At 56.6% G+C, this 20,815-nt stretch carries 15 protein-coding genes; 11 read left to right on the top strand and 4 right to left on the bottom strand.

Annotated features, from left to right (window positions below):
* Window positions 1–48 precede the first annotated feature (48 nt).
* Window positions 49–582 (top strand): thioredoxin family protein, encoded by a 534-nt coding sequence (locus HWX74_RS08895; RefSeq protein ID WP_217704903.1) that lies wholly within the window; start codon window positions 49–51, stop codon window positions 580–582.
* A gap of 173 nt (window positions 583–755) precedes the next feature.
* Window positions 756–2,306, top strand: a complete 1,551-nt coding sequence (locus tag HWX74_RS08900) for a cytochrome c biogenesis protein CcdA (RefSeq protein WP_176013201.1) — start codon at window positions 756–758, stop codon at window positions 2,304–2,306.
* Window positions 2,307–2,392: 86 nt separating this feature from the next.
* On the opposite strand, the gene HWX74_RS08905 is transcribed toward HWX74_RS08900, so the two are convergent.
* From HWX74_RS08905 to thiD, 3 genes are read right to left on the bottom strand one after another with little or no spacing between them, the layout of a single operon-like run.
* Window positions 2,393–2,683 (bottom strand): DUF4491 family protein, encoded by a 291-nt coding sequence (locus HWX74_RS08905; protein ID WP_176013202.1) that lies wholly within the window; start codon window positions 2,681–2,683, stop codon window positions 2,393–2,395.
* 35 nt (window positions 2,684–2,718) lie between these two features.
* Window positions 2,719–3,711: an N-acetylmuramoyl-L-alanine amidase gene (locus tag HWX74_RS08910; protein WP_176013203.1), complete on the bottom strand. Its 993-nt coding sequence runs from the start codon at window positions 3,709–3,711 to the stop codon at window positions 2,719–2,721.
* A 27-nt stretch (window positions 3,712–3,738) separates the two neighbouring features.
* Window positions 3,739–4,590, bottom strand: coding sequence for a bifunctional hydroxymethylpyrimidine kinase/phosphomethylpyrimidine kinase (thiD, locus tag HWX74_RS08915; RefSeq protein ID WP_176013204.1), 852 nt, complete (start codon window positions 4,588–4,590; stop codon window positions 3,739–3,741).
* A gap of 163 nt (window positions 4,591–4,753) precedes the next feature.
* Here thiD and HWX74_RS08920 point away from each other — a divergent pair, with 163 nt between their 5' ends.
* Genes HWX74_RS08920 through HWX74_RS08945 form a run of 6 tightly spaced genes read left to right on the top strand, consistent with a single transcriptional unit; the run spans window position 4,754 to window position 12,804 of the window.
* Complete coding sequence (locus tag HWX74_RS08920) at window positions 4,754–6,094, top strand: hypothetical protein (protein ID WP_176013205.1); 1,341 nt, start codon at window positions 4,754–4,756, stop codon at window positions 6,092–6,094.
* Between the two features lie 9 nt (window positions 6,095–6,103).
* A complete protein-coding gene (locus HWX74_RS08925; RefSeq protein ID WP_176013206.1) occupies window positions 6,104–6,346 on the top strand; it encodes a ferredoxin family protein in 243 nt (80 codons plus the stop codon).
* 3 nt (window positions 6,347–6,349) lie between these two features.
* Window positions 6,350–7,423 (top strand): 3-methyl-2-oxobutanoate dehydrogenase subunit VorB, encoded by a 1,074-nt coding sequence (gene vorB, locus HWX74_RS08930; protein ID WP_176013207.1) that lies wholly within the window; start codon window positions 6,350–6,352, stop codon window positions 7,421–7,423.
* Window positions 7,424–7,425: 2 nt separating this feature from the next.
* On the top strand, window positions 7,426–8,931 hold the full coding sequence (locus HWX74_RS08935) for a 2-oxoacid:acceptor oxidoreductase family protein (protein WP_217704904.1): 1,506 nt from the start codon (window positions 7,426–7,428) through the stop codon (window positions 8,929–8,931).
* 9 nt (window positions 8,932–8,940) lie between these two features.
* Window positions 8,941–9,702 (top strand): imidazole glycerol phosphate synthase subunit HisF, encoded by a 762-nt coding sequence (hisF, locus tag HWX74_RS08940; protein ID WP_176013208.1) that lies wholly within the window; start codon window positions 8,941–8,943, stop codon window positions 9,700–9,702.
* Between the two features lie 45 nt (window positions 9,703–9,747).
* Entirely contained in the window at window positions 9,748–12,804 is a 3,057-nt protein-coding gene (locus tag HWX74_RS08945; protein WP_176013209.1) for a glycoside hydrolase family 38 C-terminal domain-containing protein, read from the top strand.
* 17 nt (window positions 12,805–12,821) lie between these two features.
* On the opposite strand, the gene HWX74_RS08950 is transcribed toward HWX74_RS08945, so the two are convergent.
* The gene (locus HWX74_RS08950) at window positions 12,822–13,181 is read right to left on the bottom strand and encodes a hypothetical protein (RefSeq protein ID WP_176013210.1); all 360 of its coding nucleotides are present in this window, start codon (window positions 13,179–13,181) and stop codon (window positions 12,822–12,824) included.
* A gap of 33 nt (window positions 13,182–13,214) precedes the next feature.
* On the opposite strand from HWX74_RS08950, the gene HWX74_RS08955 reads away from it, so the two are divergent.
* The 3 genes from HWX74_RS08955 to HWX74_RS08965 all read left to right on the top strand — a co-directional run bounded on the left by HWX74_RS08955 (window position 13,215) and on the right by HWX74_RS08965 (window position 20,785).
* On the top strand, window positions 13,215–19,532 hold the full coding sequence (locus HWX74_RS08955; protein WP_176013211.1) for an RHS repeat domain-containing protein: 6,318 nt from the start codon (window positions 13,215–13,217) through the stop codon (window positions 19,530–19,532).
* 669 nt (window positions 19,533–20,201) lie between these two features.
* Window positions 20,202–20,426, top strand: coding sequence for a hypothetical protein (locus tag HWX74_RS08960; RefSeq protein WP_176013212.1), 225 nt, complete (start codon window positions 20,202–20,204; stop codon window positions 20,424–20,426).
* A gap of 62 nt (window positions 20,427–20,488) precedes the next feature.
* The gene (locus HWX74_RS08965; RefSeq protein WP_176013213.1) at window positions 20,489–20,785 is read left to right on the top strand and encodes a hypothetical protein; all 297 of its coding nucleotides are present in this window, start codon (window positions 20,489–20,491) and stop codon (window positions 20,783–20,785) included.
* Window positions 20,786–20,815: the final 30 nt, after the last annotated feature.

The raw sequence follows: 20,815 nt of genomic DNA on the forward strand, positions 1-20,815 counted from the left end.
CTATTATTTCAACGTTATTTTTTAACCTTTTAAACAGGAGGAGATGAGATGAAAAAGATGTTGACTGGTTTGATGGCGGCGGTTGCGGTTGCCGGAATGGGTGTTTGTGCGGCGGAAGCGCCGGCCAAGGACGCGGTTAAGACCGAAGCGGCGGCCAAAGAGGAAGCCAAGGCGGTCTGGCTGAACAATTACAGTGAGGCGGTCAAACAGGCCAAGGAGAGCGGTAAGCCGATTCTGGTGGATTTCACCGGTTCCGACTGGTGCGGCTGGTGCATCAAACTGGACAAAGAAGTGTTCAGCAAACCGGCCTTTGCCGAGTATGCCGCGGCGCATCTGATTCTGCTTAAAGTGGATTTCCCGCAAAAAACCGTTCTGCCGAAAGAAGTGGCCGAGCAGAATGATATCATGGCAAAAGCTTATGATGTCGAAGGTTTTCCGACCATTGTGCTGATCAAGGCCGATGGCGAAGAACTGGCCCGGACCGGTTATCAGGCCGGTGGCGCGGAGAAATATGTCAAGCATTTGGAGAAATTGCTGAAGAAAGCGGAAAAAGAGGCGGCCAAGCCGGCGGCGAAGAAATAACGGAAGCGGTAGTTTTTCCCGGCCGGTTTACCGGCCGGGAAAAAATGACAAGAGGTTCGGAAAATAGAGTGCGGGAAGGAAAGGCGTTTCCGCTGAAAGGTCTTTCCGCCTCGTTTTATCGTCATTTCCGGCCCTTCTGGAAGCGGATGGAAAGATTGCGAGGGAAGAATATGATGGGAAGAGTGAGAATTTTCGCGCTGTTGCTGACCGTGTTGTTGAGCGGTTTCGGCCTCTGCGGAGAAGAACCGTTTGTCTGGAATGCGGAACGCCGGGAGGGCGCGGTGGCGGTCGTTGCGACGATCGCGCCATCCTGTTATCTATATGCCGATCGGACTGAAGTGACGGCGGCGGCGGACGGCGCCCGGTTGACTTTGCAACAATCGCCGTCCCCGGAAGAACATTTCGATACCACGCTGCAGGAGACGGCGGCCATTTATCCGGCCGGGGAGGCGGTCTGGCTGTTTGACGCGCCGCCGGAAGGAGCGGCACTGTCGATCGAAGTGCGCTACCAGGGGTGCCGGGATGCGGCCGACGGCCAGCCGGCGGTTTGTTTTCCGCCGCGCCGCCAAACTTTGACGCCGACGGATCAGCCGGCGGCGGAGAACCAGCCGGAAAAACTGCCGGCGGTTGCGGCGCTGCCGGCTCCGCTGGCTGCCGAATTGGAACAGTTTACGATTGCCCGCCAGAAGTCCGGTTTGCTGAACGAATCCGAATTTCTCGATTTTCTGGCCGGTCCGGCCGACGGGCTGCCGGTCGACCAGAGTTTCTGGGCGTTGCTGGCGTTGATCGTGCTCGGCGGCTTGGGGCTGAACCTGACGCCCTGCGTGTTGCCGATGATTCCGGTCAATCTGGCGATCATCGGCGCCGGCGCCGACGGCCGGCGTTGGACCGGTTTCCGCCGGGGAGCGGCTTACGGTTTGGGGATGGCGCTGGCCTATGGCGGTCTTGGACTGGTGGTGGTGTTGACCAAGGCGCGTTTCGGCGCTTTGAACTCCTCGCCGGCCTTCAACTTCGTCATCGCCGGCATTTTTGTCGTGTTGGCTCTGGCGATGTTCGACCGGTTTTCGATCGATTTTTCGCGCTGGAGCGGCGGACTGGACCCGAAGAAGCTGCGGATGGGGGCGCTGTTGACCGCTTTCGCGATGGGGGTGGTCGCCGCGCTGCTGGCCGGCGCCTGTGTGGCGCCGGTGGTGATCTCGGTTTTGCTGCTGGCCTCGAATATTTACGATGCCGGCAACTGGTTCGGGTTGCTGCTGCCGTTTGTGCTGGGGCTGGCGATGGCGCTGCCGTGGCCGTTGGCCGGCGCCGGCTTTGCCGTGCTGCCGAAGCCCGGCGCCTGGATGAACAAGGTCAAAGTGGTGTTCGGCGTCATCATTCTGGCGGCGGCCGGCTGGTATGGCTATGTCGGTTATACGTTGTTGCCGCTGGCGAGTTCGGCGGACAGCGAGCCGCAGCAGGAAGTGGCGAGGTTGACCGAAACGCTGCAGCGGGCGTCGGCCGACGGCAAACCGGTATTGATCGACTTCTGGGCGAGCTGGTGCAAGAATTGCCTGGCGATGGACAGGACGACTTTTCAGGCGCCGGCGGTGAAAACGGAGCTGGAAAAGTTTCATGTCGTGAAGTTTCAGGCCGAGGATATGGAGGCGCCGCAGGTCAAGTCGGTCCTGGACTATTTCAACGTCCCGGGATTGCCGAGTTTTGTCATTTTGGACAAAGCGGAATAACCTTCTTTAACCGACTTCAACCGAAAACGGCGGTCCGAGATATCGGGTCGCCGTTTTTGATTGATCGCCTTGAAAAGCGCGTCGCATCATTGGGATTTGTGCGACGGGCCGGGCGGAAACCAGCCTTTGCGGACCCGGTGGCGTTGTTCGAACAGTTCGAGGATGCTCCACAGACAGGTAAAGCCGAGGACTCCGAGCAAGGCGGCGCCCGCCGTATTGGCGCACCACAGCGAGGCGGCCAGAAACAGCAGGCCGGCCAGCAGAAAGATCCACCAGATCCGGACACCGAAGTAATATTCCGCCTTGATGACGATCGGGTGAAAAATGCCGATGATCAGGAAACTGCCCAGGCCGACAAGAATGCCCCAGTAATTCATCTCCTCCTCTTCGATTGCTGAAATCCGGTTCGGATTTACTCCACCCGGTTCCGGTAGTTGACGATGCCGTCGACGATGCCCTGCAGCAATTTTTCCTGATAGACCCTGCTGTTGAGGTTTTTTTCGTCGCTGACGTTGGAAATGAAACCCATTTCAATCAGCACAGCCGGGCAGGAGGCATCCCGCAAGACGACGAAACGCGCCCGCTTGACGCCGCGATTCTCCGCTCCGGTCCGGCTGATCAGCCCTTTTTGTATGTAGAACGCCAGAGCCTGGTTGTTGCGGGTATATTTGTCGCCGGCGACCCACTCCTTTTCGATATTCTTGTTATAGGATCCGGGCGCGCCGAGCGGCGTCAGGCTGAAGGTCTCGATGCCGCGCACCGATAGATCGGTCGACGAGTTGTTGTGCAGTGAGATGAACAGATCCGCTTTCCACTTTTTGGCCAGCGCCGGCCGTGCCGTCAAAGCCAAATCGACATCGGTGCTGCGGGTCAGCAGCACTTTGTAACCCAATTTTTCCAATTTGGCTTTCAGCTTTTTGGCGATGACCAGCGCGTTGTTTTTTTCCTGGCTGAATTTACCGACCGCGCCGGCCGCTTTGCCGCCGTGACCGGGATCGATGACGATCGTCCGCACCTTGTGTCCGGTCAGCGCCGCTTTGCGCATGATCGGATCGAGCGTATTGATGAAATCGTTGTAACTGAGATAGCGGTTGCCGCGGGTCAGCAGCGGCACGAAATTCAACGTCACCGGCACGCCGTTGATGACCGCGCCGCGCTTGTTGTCATAAAGCAGGATTTTGCTGTATTTGCTGCTCAGCTCGACGCCGTTGCTCAGTTTCTTGTAGGTGAGGTTGTAATAACTTGCCACATCGCGCAGCAGCACGTATTTGCGGCCGCTGATCGACGTGGAACGAATGGTGGTCGTTTCCGCCGCCGCGACGGCTGCGCCGCGCCAGTTCCAATGGCAACCCAGCAGAAGAAAAGCGATCAACCCCCACCGAACGACGCTCGCATGTCCAATCATAAGCCGCTTCGATTCCTGTTCCGTGATCTAAATTGTTATCCGCCGCAGCTCGACCCGGTCATACCACGCTTCCTCAGGCGGATACATCGCCTGCAGTTTCGGTCCGATCTGCACGGCTTCCGCCAGCGAACCCAGCACGAAGCCCTTGGCCGAAGCCAGCGCCTTTTTCCACGGCATGTCCAGCGCCAGGCCGGCCGCCAGCGCCGCGCTGAACGTACAGCCGGTGCCGTGGTCGCAATACTTCTCCACCGCGATCCGCGGCGATGACAGCTCATATAATTTGCCGTCGTGCGCGACAATATCAACCGCATTGTCCCGGTCGCCGGCCGCATGGCCGCCTTTGAGCACGCAACTGCATTGCCAGCGTTCGGCGCACTCCTGGGCGCCGCGCCGCATTTCATCCCGCTGCCGCAGCGGCCGGCCGAGCAGCAATTCCGCTTCGGGCAGGTTCGGCGTCAGCCAATCCGCCAGCGGCAGCAACACGGTCCGCAACACTTCCAGCGCCTCGTCCGGCAATAATCTGGCGCCGCTGGTCGCCACCATGACCGGGTCGACCACCAGTTTGCACGGCCGGTTCGTCAAGCCTTCCGCCGCCGCTTGAATCGTCGCGGCGCCGCCGAGCATGCCGGTTTTTATGCAGCCGATTTGAACGGCCTCGAAGACGGCCGCCAACTGAGCCGCCACCGCTTCCGGCGGCAGCGGATCGATTCGGCGGACAGCGAGCGGGTTCTGGCTGGTGATGGCGGTGATCGCGCTGCAGCCGAAGACCCCGAACGCGTTGAAGGTTCGCAGGTCCGCCTGGATTCCGGCGCCGCCGCCGGAGTCGCTGCCGGCAATCGTCAATGCGACGGGATAACACTCGTGGTCAAAATTTTTCATCGTCGGTTTGTCTTTTCCCTTCAGCGGGTTTATATTCATTGAGTAAGTTACATCCCGATCTTGGGAAAAACAACCTTTTTCCAGGAAAAATTGCGAGATAGCCGTGCGATCGGACGCGATGATTTCCAACGGCGGGAGACAAACAATCCGAAACGGAAATATGATGAAGTTTCACATCCGAAAAGTATACCGGCTCCGGGGGATTTTGCTGTTGCTGTTGCTGGCCGTGCCGGCCGGTCCGGCCGGCGCGGAAACATTCCAGACATCGGCCGGCCTGGAAATCCGTTTTGATAAATTGCCGGACAACTATCTGGATATTCAGAACCACTTGAAGGAACTCGACCGCCAGTTGGTGCGGGCTTTTCGCGGCGGCCGCAGCAGCCGTTCCATTCCCTGCCGCCTGATCATCCGGGAAAATCAGGCGGCGCTCTGGGAACTCAACGTGGCGGACGGCGCGGTCGAACTTGCCCTGGGGGCGGATTTTCTTCGCTGGCGGGATGATCCCGGCGCCATCCGGGCGATTGCCGGCGCCATCCAGTTGGCCCGGCTCGGCATCAATCCGGAAAATCAGCTCGAAAAATTTCCCGGCTGGATTGCCGACGGCCTGCTCCATAAATTGCGGATCGCCCGGGATGAAATCAAAGTGTTGAACGTCAGCTATTATCCCGGTTTGCGCTTTTTGCTGCTCTCCGGGGCGATGCCGGATTTCGCCCGGGAATTGGAATTGAGCGATGCCGCCCGGGCGGTCGGCGGCGCATTTTATGAATTGCACCAGGAGATTGCCGCTTTCATGCTGGAGCAATTCTATCTCAACGGCAGTACGGCTGACAATCTGCTCGGCGATCTGACGATTCTGGCAGTCCAGGGATATGGGCCGGAGCAGGCGTTCAATGCGACGCTCGGCCGGGTGCTGTTGAAGAAGATTCCGGCCAATGTCGAGACGGCGGAATTGAATGATGCCGACAAGATTCAATATTATCTTGCCGCCCAGGCGGACCAGCGGGTTTTCAACCAGTACAATCCGCTGCCGATGGAAGAGTTTCAGCGCCGTTTCAACGCCATCCGCCGGTTTCGCTACCAGCCGGAAAATGGTTCGGAAGCGTTGACTGCCGATTTGGTGGCGTTGCCGAAGCTGTTCGATGCCGAGCCGGGCTGCCGCTTGCTGCCCGGGGTGATTGCCGGGGAGTTGTCCGCGCTGGGCAACCGTTCGGGCATCGCGCTGCAACTGTTGCTGAGCCGGATGGCCGCGGCGGTTACCAGCATCAACCGGGCCCCGGCGGTCAGCGTCGAACAGGAGTTGACCCGCTTGATCGGTCTGGTCGAGTCCGAAGTGAAGCGGCAGCGGCAACTGGAAACATATCTGGACGGCATGGAAGCCGAAATTGTCACCCCGAACCGGTATTTCGCCCGCGAACTGGAAATCGTGCGTCAGCCGGAGGACATTTTAAGCCGCAATATGCTTCAGTATATCGATGAAACTGAGAAATCTTTCCTTGAGGAGTAAAACGTGTCGATGAGTGGATCAAAACGCCTGTTTCGCGTCCGGGTCAATCCGGACGAATGCAAAGGCTGCGAACGTTGTGTCAACGCCTGCCCCCGTTCGGTATTGAAAATGGGAACTCAACTGAATAAAATGAGTTTTCCCTATGCCATTGCCGCCGCCAACGGCTGCATCGGTTGCGGCGGCTGTTTTTACACCTGCCCGGAGCCGGGGGCGATCGCTATTTTCGAATTAATCAACGATGAGAAGAATTGAGCTATGGAATTTACCAATAAGCTGCTTTTGAAAGGCAATGAAGCCGTCGTTTACGGCGCCCTGCTGGCCGGCTGCGACTGTTATTTCGGTTATCCGATTACGCCGGCCAGTGAAATTGCCCACAGTGCGGCCAGGCTGTTTCCGAAGCTTGGCCGGGTTTTTCTGCAGGCGGAGTGCGAGATTGCCTCAATCAACATGGTGATGGGAGCCGCGGCCGCCGGCCGGCGGGCGATGACCGCTTCGAGCGGACTCGGCATCAGTTTGAAGCAGGAAGGCGTTTCCTACCTGGCTGGCTGCGAACTGCCGGCGATGATCGTCGACATCACCCGCGGCGGTCCCGGTCTCGGCAACATCGGGCCGGAGCAGGCCGATTACAACCAGGTGGTCAAGGGCGGCGGCCACGGCAATTATAAATGTATCGTCATCGCGCCGGCTTCGGCGCAGGAGATGTGCGACCTGGCCTTTCTGGCCTTCGATCTGGCGGAAAAGTACCGGACGCCGGTCTATATGCTGGCCGACGGCGTGGTCGGGCAGATGATGGAATCGGTCGCGCTGCCGGAACCGCTGCCGAAGCGCGAATTACCGGAGTGGTCGCTGAATGCCGGCTTGGACCGGAACAATTTGATCACTTCCATCTATCTGGAACACGATGACCTGGAGGCGGTCAATATCCGTCTCCAGGAAAAGTATGCCGCCATCGCCGCGGCGGAGCAGCGTTCCGAGGCGTATCGACTGGCTGACGCCGAAGTCGTGCTGATCGGTTACGGCATCATGGGACGGCTGGCGCGCAACGCGGTCGATGAATTGCGCAAGCAGGGAATTGCCGCCGGTTTGCTGCGGCCGATCACCCTGTTTCCGTTCCCGGTTGCCGCCTGCCGGCAGGCGGCGGAGCATGCCGCTGAATTTTTCAGCGTCGAAATGAGCAACGGCCAGATGATCGACGACGTCAAACTGGCGATCGATTGCCGCCGCCCGGTGACGCTGATCAACCGGATGGGCGGCAATATTCCCAACGTCGGAGAAATCGTCGAGCGTGTGTTGCGGCGGCTGCAAACCGCGGCGGCCAAGGAGTTATGAATATGAGCATCACGGAAAAAATCATACACGGCCGGCCGGAAGGATTTTTCGATACTTTCGAACGCCGTCCCGGACCGATCAAGAAGAACATGCACTACTGTCCGGGTTGCGGCCACGGCATTCTGCACAAATTGATCGCCGAAGCGATCGCCGATTTCGATATCAAGGACAAGGCCGTGCTGATCGCGCCGGTCGGTTGTGCGGTATTTACCTACTATTACTTCGATTGCTTCGGTATTTCGGTGCCGCACGGCCGTTCTCCGGCGGTGGCGACCGGGTTGTCGCGTTCCAATCCGGAAAATCTCGTCATCGGTTACCAGGGCGACGGCGACCTCGGCGCCATCGGCTTCAACCACCTGCTGCAGGCGGCCAACCGCGGCGAGAACCTGGCGGTCTTTTTCGTCAACAACGCCATTTACGGCATGACCGGCGGCCAGATGGCGCCGACTTCGCTGCCGGGCCAGAAAACCCAGACCAGTCCGAACGGCCGTTCGGTCAACAGCGAGGGATATCCGCTGATGGTCTGCGAGATGGTGGCGGCCTTGGACGCGCCGGTCTATGTCGAACGCTGCGCGCTGTCGACGACCAAGCATATTCTGGCGGCGCGCCGGGCGGTGCGCAAGGCATTGACCAATTCGATCAACCACAAAGGCTTTTCGATCGTCGAATTTCTCTCCGGCTGTCCGGTCAATCTGAAATTGAACGCCCGCGAGATGAACGAATTCATCGACAACCAGATGGTCCGCTATTTTCCGCTGGGCTGTTTCAAGGACATCGCCGAGGAGCGCGACCCGGTGCATCGGCCGGAAGGCATCTACGAGCCGGCGGCGGTCAAGGAGCTGCTCTATCCGGTCCAGGTGGTCAAAAGCGTCGACGACAATTTCCGCAATCCGTCGGCCATTTTCAAAAAAGAGCGCAAAATCAAGCTGGCCGGCTTCGGCGGCCAGGGCGTGCTGTCGCTCGGCTTCATGATTGCGACGATGGGCAAATTGCGCAACTTCAATGTTTCCTGGCTGCCCTCTTATGGTCCGGAGATGCGCGGCGGTACCGCCAATTGTTCGGTGATTTTAAGTCGCGATACCGTCGGATCGCCGATTGTCGAAGAGAACAGCAACCTGCTGATTGCGCTGAACCAGCCGTCGCTGGAGAGATTTCTGCCGGAATTGAAGGCGCACGGCGTGTTGCTTTACGACAGCTCGACGATGACACTGCCGGCCAATATCGGCGACGACAAAATCGTTTACTGCGTGGCGGCCTCCGATCTGGCCCGTCAGCTCGGCGATCTGAAATACGCCAATTCGGTGATGCTCGGCGCGTTGGCGACGATGATGGAGGATTATTTCCTCGAAGGCGACGACAAGGATGACTTCAACCGGGTGTTTGAGGAAGCGATCATGGATTGCTTCAGCAGCAAACAGGCGGTGATCCAGGCGAACATCAACGCATTTTACGCCGGCAAACGGGCGGTTCAGGCGTTGAAGCCGGGGTCCGTGCCGCAGCAGGATTGACGGCGAATCATGTTAGCCAAAAGAATCATTCCCTGTTTGGATGTCACTGGCGGCCGGGTCGTCAAAGGCGTCAATTTCGTCGATCTGATCGATGCCGGAGATCCGGTCGAGGCGGCCAAAGCGTACGACCGCCAGAAGGCCGATGAACTGGTTTTTCTGGACATCACCGCCAGCAGCGACAATCGCGGCACGATGGTCGATGTGGTCCGGCGGACCGCCGAACAGGTTTTCATCCCGTTGACGGTTGGCGGCGGCATCCGTACCGTCGACGATATGCGTTTGATGCTCAACAACGGCGCCGATAAAATTTCGGTCAACACCGCTGCCGTCCGCAATCCGGACCTGATCCGGGCCGGCGCCGAGCGCTTCGGCCGGCAGTGCGTCGTACTGGCGATCGATGCCAAACGCGTTCCGGGCGAAGAACGCTGGCGGGTGTATACCCACGGCGGCCGGCGGCCGACTGAACTTGATGCCGTCGAGTGGGCGGTGCGGGCCGTCGAATTGGGGGCCGGTGAAATTCTGCTGACCAGCATGGATGCCGACGGCACCCTGGACGGCTACGACATCGAACTGACCCGGGCGATTGCCGGAGCGGTGCCGGTGCCGGTCATCGCTTCCGGCGGCGCCGGGACGCTGGAACATATCCTGGCGGTGCTGCAGAACGGCGCCGCCGATGCCGTTCTCGCCGCCAGTATTTTTCATTTCGGCACCTTCAGCGTTCCTCAGGTCAAGGAATTTCTGGCCGGACACGGCATTCCGGTCAGGCTTTGAATATCTCCACGAGCTTTCAAACCATGTCATAGAAAGAGAGAATTCATGCACAAGGAAAAAATGCGTTATCTGCGCGACAAAGCCCGCGTGTTCCTCGAAGTGCTGCGCCGGGATTACTGGCAGGAGAGCGTGCCGCTGGCGGCGGAATGTGTCGTTACCGAAGAACCCATTACCTTGGCGGAAGCCCGGCAGCGTTCTTTCCGTCCCGTTGCCAAAGGGGAGGTGTGGGGCGGCAACTGGCAATGCGCCTGGATGCATATTTCCGGACAGATTCCGGCGGCATGGGCCGGGAAACGGGTCGTCGCCCGGTTGAATCTCGGCGGCGAAGGGCTGTTGTTCGACAGCGACGGCAACGCATTGCAGGGGTTGACCGACCGCTCGCTGTTCTGCCGCGAATACATTCGCGACCAATATCTGGTGACCGAGGCGGCCGGCGGCGGCGAAACGGTGGAATTCTATGTCGACGCCGCCGCCAATGACAATTTCGGCCTGCTGCTCGATGACCGGCCGCGGCGGATCGAGGACGCGGTGATCGGCACGGTCGGACGGATCGCTTCGCTGGATTTGTATTCGGTTGACAAAACGGTACTGGATTTGAGTTACGATCTGGATATTCTGGTCAATCTGCTGCAGAATACGCCGGACGGTTACCGGGCGCGCCAGTTGGCGGCGATCGCCAGCCGGGCCAACGATCTCTACGCCGGAATGCCGGCGAATGCCGGCAAAGTGCGCGATTATCTGCAGGAGGCTTTTTTCAGTACGCCGGCTTGCGCCAGCAGCATGACCGCGATGGCCGTCGGCCATGCGCATATCGATACCGCCTGGCTTTGGCCGCTGCGGGAGACGCGGCGCAAATGCGGCCGGACGTTCGCGACGCAACTGGCCCTGATCGACCGTTATCCGGATTACCGGTTCGGCGCTTCCCAGCCGCAGCATTATCAGTTCGTCAAGGAGGACTATCCGGATTTGTACGAGCGGCTCAAGGCTCGCGTGGCCGACGGCAGATGGGAATTGCAGGGCGGCATGTGGGTGGAAGCCGACGCCAATCTGATTGGCGGGGAATCGATGATCCGGCAGTTCCTGCACGGCAAAAACTTTTTCCGCGATGAATTCGGCGTCGAAGTGAAAAGTCTCTGGCTGCCGGACGTTTTCGGTTATTCCGGCGCGTTGCCGCAAATCATCAAAGGGTGCGGCTGCGATTATTTCGTCACGCAAAAACTTTCCTGGAACAATTACAACGTTTTTCCGCATACGACGTTCCGCTGGCGGGGCATCGACGGCAGCGAGGTGCTGGCCCATTGTCCGCCGGAAAATACCTATAACGGGACGATGACGCCGCGGGATCTCGGCTTCGGACAGAACAACTTCGCCGAGAGCGATGTCGCCGACGCTTTTTTGTCGCTTTACGGCTGCGGTGACGGCGGCGGCGGGCCGCTCGAAGAACACATCGAGCGGGCCGGGCGCCTCGCTTCGATCGAAGGCTGTCCGAAAGTGAAGATGGCGCCGGCCCGGCAGTTGCTCGACCGTCTCGATGCGGTCCGGGATCGGCTGGAAGTCTGGACCGGCGAACTGTTCCTGGAAAAACACCAGGGGACGTTCACCACGCAAGCCGGGGTGAAAAGGTCCAACCGCCGTCTGGAACATCTGCTGAAACAACTGGAGTTCGTTTACAGTTGCCTGCCGGTGGAGAATTACCCGGCTGCCGCGCTGGACGCCGCCTGGAAAAAGTTGCTGCTTCACCAGTTCCACGACATCATCCCCGGTTCGTCGATTACCCGGGTGTATGCCGAAGCTCGTGCCGCCTATGCCGAACTGTTCGAGCAATGCGGGAAATTGCTGGCCGACGCCTGGGAATCGGCGCTGACTGCCGAGGCCGACACGATTACCCTGTTCAACACGCTGGGCTGTGAATACCGTGGCTACTACCGCCTGCCGGCGGATTGGGCCGGCGTGGAATTCGACGGCGCCACGCTGCCTTGCCAGCGGGAGGAGGACGGCGTGGTGGCCGAGGTGGTCATTCCGCCGTATTCCAGCGTGGAGTTGAGGCGCAGCGATCTGGCCGCTTCGACGGTGGAGGGCGGCCCGGCGGTGCTGGAAAATGATCTGGTGCGCTATGAGTTCGACGAGCGGGGCCGGCTGATTCGCGGTTATGACAAAGAATTGCAGTTCGAATTTCTGTCGCCGGAAGCGCCCGGCAATGTTTTCCGGCTTTATTACGACAACCCGATCAATTTCGATGCCTGGGACGTCGACCTGGATTATGTCAACTGTCCGGTGGCGGAAGCGCTGCCGAGTGCGGCATTGCGCAAGACGGTCGGTCCGGTCCGCCAGATTCTGGCATTGGAGCAGCGCATCGGCCGTTCGACGCTCAGCCAGCAGATCATTCTCGGCGGCGGCAAAGCGCTGCGTTTTGAAACCAGGGTGCACTGGGATGAGGCCAATAAAATGCTGCGGGTGGCGTTCCCGGTCAATCTGTCGGCCGCTCAGGCCCAGTTCGACATCCAGTACGGTTTCCTGTCGCGTTCCACCCAGGTCAACACCAGTTGGGATCTGGCGCAGTTCGAAGTGAGTGCCCACCGTTATGTGAAGCTGTCCGACCCGCAATACGGCGTCGCCCTGCTGAACGATTGCAAATACGGCTTCCGGCTGCGGGAAAATGTGCTGGATATGAACATCCTGCGTTCGCCGAAGTATCCCGATCCGACCGCCGATCTGGGCGACCATGAATTCACCTATGTACTGTTGCCGTACCGGGCCGGGACGACGCACCAGCTGGTGATCAATCAGGCGGCCATGCTCAATGAAGCGCCGGTTGCCGCCGTCGGTTTCAGCGGCGAGTGGCAATTGCCCTGCCGGCTGATCGCCGACCATATCATGCTTGAAGTCGTTAAAAAAGCGGAAAAAAGCGAGGATTTGGTCATCCGGCTGGTGGAAACCGCCGGCTGTCATTCACGCGGCCTGCTGCAGTTGCGGGAAGAATTTTCGGCGATTTTCCGGACCGATTTGATCGAATGGACCACCGAGGAAGAATTGCCGGCCGGTGCTGAATTGGAACTGGTGATGCGGCCGTTTGAAATCCGGACCTATCGGTTGGAGCGGTAAAATTTTCACGCGCGCCGTCATGGCGGTGCGGATCGGTTTGTCAAGCGGAGTCGCCCGGCGCTGATCGGGTGACGGTTTTTACAGGCGTCGGAATTTCCGGCGCTTTTTTCTTTTCTGGAAATATAGGAAAAATTACTGTTCTTTTTTATGAATTTTTTTATTGAACTACTTGCTTTTTGGGATTTTTTATGATATAAAGGTTCTATCACTGGAAAATGTATCTCTGGTCTCTTTGCAAAAGGGAGTGCCATGATTTCCATCGTATTATTGTTTGTTCCTTTTCTGGCGGGAATGCGGAATGCGCCTCCTCTCGCGTTCTTCAGTCCGTAATTCAACCATAGTTGCCGGTTGTTCGATTTTTTTTGAGCTTTCAGCAATGGATTATTTTCAATTTTGCCAGGGAGAGAATCATGAAACGACGCGTCAGTACCCCGAAGTTCCAGGCCGACCGTTCCAAATCCGGCGGCAACGCCACCCCGGCGGCGGCTTATTACGGACCGGCCCTGACCGCGCCGGTCGGCTGTGAATTCGTTCCGGCTTTCAATGCGATCCGGGCTGGGCTTATTGAACGCGGCTGGCGGCCTCCGACTTCCTGTCAGGAAAAGGCGCCGTTGTCGACGGTCCGGCAAAGCGATTTTACGGCCTTGCGCAGTGCCCTTCTCAGTATGATGAGCTATTATATCGATATCGGCAAAATTTCCGTAAACGGGGCGACGACGATAGAAGAGGCGATGCCGACGTTGGATAAAACCTGGAATGTCGATCCTGCCACCGGCTATACCCGGGGATTGCTGTTGGTGCCGGGCAGTTACACCGTACCGCGCGGACCGGATGTTTACACGACCAATTCCAACTTCGGCAGCAAAGTGCCGCTGCTGCGGGAGCATATCGATGATATGGTGGCATTGATGAACAAGATGAAAGTAATGCTGCGGATTTCCGGCTCCTACCATGTTACGGCCAGCCATTCCAAGTTGGATGACGGTGATGTAATGGTCTCGACGCTTAACCGGGATGACTCCGGAAATTCCGTCGGCATGTCGGTTTATCGTTTGTATCATAGCCCGAGTTCTCCCGATCCATATGTTTATCGGATTGAGCGAATGTACTTTGTCTATCATTATAAGGGAAAATTGCCGGCCTTGATCAGCGCCGGCAGTGCTTATCCGGCTCCGGCGTTGAATTCGGTGAAAATGTTTCATTTTCTGGTCGACCGGGTCACGGAACAAGGCGAAACCAGAACGCAGAATCCCCGGTTTGCGGTCAGCAATCACGCGGTAAATAAATCTTTGATCGGCAGCGATGAATACTATGAAGGGCCTAGCTGGGACTGGGGATTTCAGCCGCTGCCGGCGACGCCGGTCTGTCAGGGAACTTGTCCGACTTGGTCGCACGGAGTAGAGAATAAATATGCCTATGAGCGTGGTACTGCCTTTCTGTATGAGTACGATATTCAGCCGGTTTCCGCCGGGGTCGACAGTGCGTTGAGCGATAATGGAGACAACGGCGTCGCGGCGGTCGGCTGTAATGTTTTTTCCTGTAACGGCAATGGGGCGCAGTGCGACAAGGATCCGAAGACGCTGCTGCTCAAAGCGATCCGGGAGAAATTCGGTTCGGTGGGGATTCCGCTCGGCTTGTCGTCCGGGGTGAATTCGGGCTTGCAAATCGGCCACTATCTGACGTTGTGCAACTTTAGTGGCGGTTCGGTCTGGCACTATAACTGCAATACCTCGATCGTCGCCCAGTATAGCGGTACCGATACGACGCTCGGTTGCCGCTGGGCGTTCACCGAGATTCAGCGTCCGAGCGGGGCGACGGTTGCACCCCATTGGAATTTCGATTCGGCCGGGAACAAAACGGAAGCGGAAGGCGCCGGTTTTAAACTCAGTTACGTGACGGAAGGCAATCAAAGTTATTACCGGGCCGATTTCAACGACGGGGTCAGCCATCTTTTCCGGGGCGGGCTGACCTGCCTGTACGAAACCGAGGATGGTGAAAAGCTGACGGAAACGCCTCCCGGCGACAATGTGGCGATCACCAGTCTGTCGGAAGGGGGCGTATCTTATCGTCAATGGGTCAGCGGCGCAGTGACGGTGCGGCTTCCGATGGATCAGATGAGCGGTCAGGTGAGCGGCCGGATTCTGATCAAGGCGTCGGGAGATGCGGATTGGTCCGGTTTGGAGTCGATCGACGAAACGATCGATTGGGAAGAGGAGAATCCGGCTGAATTTACCGCCGTGGCGGTGGCCAGGGATATTTTCAATTTGCCGAATTGCCCGTTTCCGGCTGGTATGCGGGAAAAACTGATCGTTTCGCAGAACCTGACGACGACCGGCCCGACCGGCAGCGTCACCGGTCGTTTGTACGAGATGGCCAGCGCCGACCGGGCGACGCGGTTGAATGTCTACCGGCTGCCGGAGGAACTGGGCGAAATGACGTTGCGGTTGACCGGCGATTATGTGACGGCAACCGGGAATGACGCCGCCGGCCGGGCGACCCGGATATTGTGTCATTACGTGTCCGAATACGGCCAGAGCAAGACCACCTGGGAGGAGCAGACGCGGTCGCCGAAGGGCTGGATCAAGACCGCCGACATCGCCAATTACGGCGCGGCGGACGAGCGCCGGACGACCTATGTTTACGATTGGGACACCACTTCCGCCACCTATGGGAAACTGTTGCTTCGCACCGCTTACGACGGCCAGTGGCAGGCGTATGATTATGACGGTCTCGGCCGGGTAATCAAGGAACGGTCGCCATTCAAGAACAGCACTCCGGCCGATGCCGACGACCTGAACCGGGTGACGACTTACAGTTACGAACCGGTCAGTGACGACGATGTCACCCGCCCCGCCGACAGCCGGCCGCGGATGGTCGTCGAGACGGTGCTCGGATTGGAGATGAGCCGGGTTTATCACATTTACGGCGAACTGTTTCACAGGGAGATCGTCGCGAAGACCGCCGGAGCGGCCTGGAATGCGGCCAATAACCTGGTGACCGAGTCGATTGCCTATCCGCTGAACGATACGGTTGCGCCGGGTCGGGCCTGGAAGGTGCTCTATCCGGACGGCCGGCGGCAGATTACCGAATACCAGAAATCCGGCGGCGGCATGATCGTCACCGAAACGACCGGGGCGGTCAATGCGTCCGGCTCGGTGATCGACGGGACCAGAGTGATCACCACCTGGAACGCCCAGGGGTGGACCACCCGCCGGCAGGAAATCGATGTCGCTTCCAATCTGACGCTGCGGGATGATCAGTACGCCCTCGACCAGTACGGTCGGATTACCCAGACGACCCATCTGGATGACAGTACCAGCTCCGCCGAGTACATCAACTGCGGCCCGATACTGGAAACCGATGAGGACGGGGTGGAGACGGCGTATACCTATGATGCCGGTCGGCGGGTGGCGACCCGGTCGCGGGACGGGATCACCGAGGCTTACGAATATGACGCCGACGGTCGGGTGATCGTCACGACGATACAAGGTTCCGGTGGTCTGACCCAGGAAAGTTCCCGCTGTTACAGCGCCGATGGGCTGCTGTTGAGTGAAACCGATGCGGCCGATCGGACGACGACTTACAGTTATGCTCGGAGCGGCAGCGTCTGGCAGGTGATTCAGACCCGGCCGGACGGCAAGACCGTCGTTTCGAGGTATTACGCCGACCGTACAATTTATTCGGTCAGTGGAACCGGGGCGCATGTGCGTTACCACATTTATGGTAAATCCGGAGTGAGATTGTACCATGGTGAACGCGGTACGGCCAACACCGCCTACCTTTATGGCTATGAGATTTTCAACCACTTGAAGGATCTGGAACGGACCAAAGGAAACGTCTACACCTATTTTGACCACGATGCCTGCAACCGACTGCGGCGGATTCGCGGCGCGGACGGGGTGCATACCCTGATTGCCTACAACGCCAGGGGCGAAGCCTACCGTCAGGCGGTGGACATGAACCGCAGCAATGCCATTGAACTGTCCGGAACCGACCGGGTGACCGATACGTTGAACGACGTGGTAACGTTGGAGGGCAGGGTCTGCCGCCATCAGAAGACCTTGATTTATCCGACGCTGAACAGCGCAACGCCGGTGACCAACCGGGAGCGCTGGCAGTCGGTCGACGGGTTGTGGAGTCGGGAAAGCGCGTTCGGGCGGTTGACGACGATGGTCACCGTCCGGCAGGGCGGCGGCGCCAAACAGGTGACCCAGACCAACCCGGACGGCTCGACAGTGACGGAGAGTTATGAAAACAGCCGGTTGATCGAACGCAGCCACTCGGTGCTCGGTTCCACCCTCTATTTCTATGACGGTCTGAATCGCGTCAGCGAGGAGCGGCATACCGAAGGAGGCGTCCAGCGCAGTACCACTTACAGTTATGACGCGGCCGGCCGGGTGTTGAGCGAGACGCAGACTGCCGGCAGCCAGAGCCGAGTAACGAGTTACCAGTACGACGCGCTGGGCCGCCGGATCCAGACGACGCAGCCGGGCAACCGGGTGATCCATTACGAATACGCCGCGACCGGTGAGTTGATCAAACAGTACGGCGACGACGCCTATCCGGTCAGCTACGAATATGACGCCGACGGTCGGATGACCAAACTGACCACCTACCGGAACTATCCGCAACCCGGCGACAGTACGGCCTTCGCTTACGATGCCGATGACCGGATCGTGACGCGGACCGATGCGGCCGGCCAGGCGACCTCGTACACCTACGACGCCGGCGGACGATTGTTGACCCGGACCTGGGCCAACGGGGTGGTGACGACCTACTGTTACGACAACGGCGGAACACTGACCGGAGTGAGTTATTCGGATGATACGGCCGCCATCGCGCTGACGCTGACCCGGCTGGGGGAGACGGCGACCCTGACCGATGCGGCGGGAACGCATCATTTTACCTACAATGCCGACCGGACGGTGGCGACCGAAAGTCAGCCGCTGCTGACCAACGGCGAACTGGTTTTCAGCTATGATGCATTGGGCCGCCCGACCGGACTGACGCTGAAACAGGGGACGACGGTCGAGCTGGCGGCGAGCTATACTTACGACGCGATGAGCCGGTTGGCGACGGTGACGGGGTTGGGACATACGGCGACCTACAGCCGGGTGAGCGGCAGTAACCGGTTGGCGTCGACGGAGTTCAAGATTGGAACGGCGACGGTCCACACCGCGACGCGCGGTTATGACCATTTCAACCGCCTGACCGGCGTCAATGGTTACGGTTATACTTATAATGCCAGGGACCAGCGGACGAAACAGACGTTGATTGACGGGCAGTCTTGGGAATACAGCTACGACGAGCTTGGCCAGGTGATCGGCGGCGTCAAGAAGACTGCTGCCGGAGTGGTGGTGAGCGGTCAGAATTACGCCTACGCTTACGACACCGTCGGCAACCGGGAAACGGCGACGGCGAACGCGGTGGCGACCAACTATACCGCGAACCAGTTGAACCAGTACACCGCGATCGGCAGCATCATCCCGACTTACGATGTCAACGGCAATTTGTTGACCGGTTATAATGGTTGGACGATGGAATGGAACGGCGAAAACCGGCTGAAAGCGATCTACAACGCGACGACCAGGCTGGAATTTCTGTACGATTCCCAGGGCCGGCGATTCAGTAAGAAGACTTACGCGAAGAATGGAGCCGACTGGGTGTTGTCGAGCGAAAAGAAGTTCATTTACGACGGCTTCAAACAGATCGCCGAATACAACGGTACGGCGCTGGCGCAGGCGTACGTCTGGCAGCCGGCCGGCAGCGGCGATTTCGACGTGCCGCTGTGGATGAAGGCCGGCGGCAACGTCTACACCTATCTCACCGACGGCAACAAGAATATCCGGCAGTTGAAAACCGCCGCCGGAACAGTGGTTGCGACCTACGACTACGACCCGTTCGGCAACGTTGCCGCCACCGGCAGTGTGAGCAACAATCCATGGCAGTTCAGCAGCGAGTTCCGCGATACCGAAACCGGCTTGATCTACTACAACTACCGATATTACGCGCCAAGCATCGGACGCTGGATCAACCGGGATCCGATTTGGGAAGAGGGGGGATTAAATTTATACATGGCTGGAAATAATTGCTTGATTTTATATTTTGATAATATCGGTTATGGTTTTTGGTCTGGATTGGGACGTGCCGCGTTAGCATCAGCCGCAGGGGCTTTGGCTGGGGCCGCAACGGGAGCAATCGCTGGAGCAGTAAGCGGCTTTATTGTTGGAGGCCCAGCTGGATTTGTTGCTGGAGCTGCTGCGGGGATTGCTGCAGGAGCAATTGCAGGAGCCATTACAAGTGGAGTTTCACAAACTGTAGCAGAAGTGAGTTCTTCATATAATTCAGAGGTCGAGGCGATGAGGAGTGGGTTTCTCAATGGAATTGCTGCAGGCTCGATGGTTGGAGGATCAGCCGGAGCCGCAGCGGCACTAATCAAAACAGGTGTAAGAGTTATTTCCACCCAATCGACTTTTTTATATTATGCAACAGATTCTACGATTGCGTTTGTGGGAAATTACTCTGTTACGTATTGCGATAATGGTGATATTGGAACTTCTGCAATTCATGCATCTGCATTAGTTGCTATCTCTCGATTTCCTGCACCAATTTTCTCATATATGCCAGTGGAAGAACAAGGTTTGATAAAATTTTTATATGAGTTAGATGTAATGTTAGTGATTGAAACAGGATGCAATTACTGTGAGGAATTTTTATGGAAAGAATAATAAGAAGAATAAGACTATATATAAATAGAGGAGAGCCGAAGGAGTTTTCTTTTTTTGATCTCTTTGACTTACAATTTGTTTTATTATTTTTATTGATTATTACATATATTTTTTTGTTATTTTTTAATGATGAATTCCGCATCTATGGGATCTTAATATCGTTTTTTTTGGCGATGGAGACAATGGTTATTACAAAAGCAAAAAAAATTTCTTTCTCGCACTTATTATATAAAAAAGTAAGGAAATTTAAATATAGAAATATAGCCTTTAAAAGATGTTATATTTTACTGTTAATAATCAATACTCTATTTTTAATTTTATCAGCAATAATGATATTTTTATATTGTTATCCTATTGTTTTAGATGTCTAAGTAATATGATTTCTAAAACGGAATTTCTGGGTAATTTTTTTATATTATCCTCTGTGTTTTCGATTCGTATATTAATGATAGTGAAAAAAAATAGAAAAATCAAAGTTGCTGGTGAAATAAAATATAATTGATCAAGTATAGCTAAAATTAATTGATCAGAGATGTCGGAGGTTGAAAAACAATTTATCATTGTGTATGGCAGTGTAAAATTGCGGCCTCATTTTGTGGCCCTAGAAGAGTCAAAAAAATTGGAGATAATCATGAAGATACTTCTGATAATACACCGGAAGATAAAGCGATGGATTTACACAACAATGAAGTAGGAAGATTAGTGTCCCATAGAAATACTTCCTGGGGGCACTGTTATCGTAGTTGTGAAGAGAAAGCTAAAGCAGGTGAATTAAGTTGGTTTAAAGACTTGCCTCCAGCAGGACGAGATCCCCTTAACTCTTTTGGGAAGGAGCTAATTGATGAACTAACTGAAAAATATCCAATTAGTAAGGAGAATAACAATAATGAATAAAAAGTATATTATATTTTTTGCGTTGTTATTTTTGATACTTCTTTATTGTTGTGTGCTATAAGATGAGCTATTTATTGGTTCCTCGTTCAAGGGATATTAGCATTGCTTATGAGGTATTAGACCTACCTGTGTTACAAGGTGTGATTTTAAATAAATCTGGGCCAATAAGTGGCATTGATATTGGATTTACAGATAGTTCTGGCGGAAGTGGAGTAACTTCTGACCATAGTGGTTTTTTTCGTTACAATTACTCTGAATTTCCGGAATCGTTGGATTTTATGATTGATGATACGGAATATATTGTGGATTTTAATTACTTTTCTGCCGAATTGCTTGCTTTGAAAAAAAACGAGGATTAGTGATACTGGTCTTTGTGAACGATGAATAAG

This window comes from Victivallis sp. Marseille-Q1083 (assembly GCF_903645315.1).
Lineage (GTDB): Bacteria > Verrucomicrobiota > Lentisphaeria > Victivallales > Victivallaceae > UMGS1518.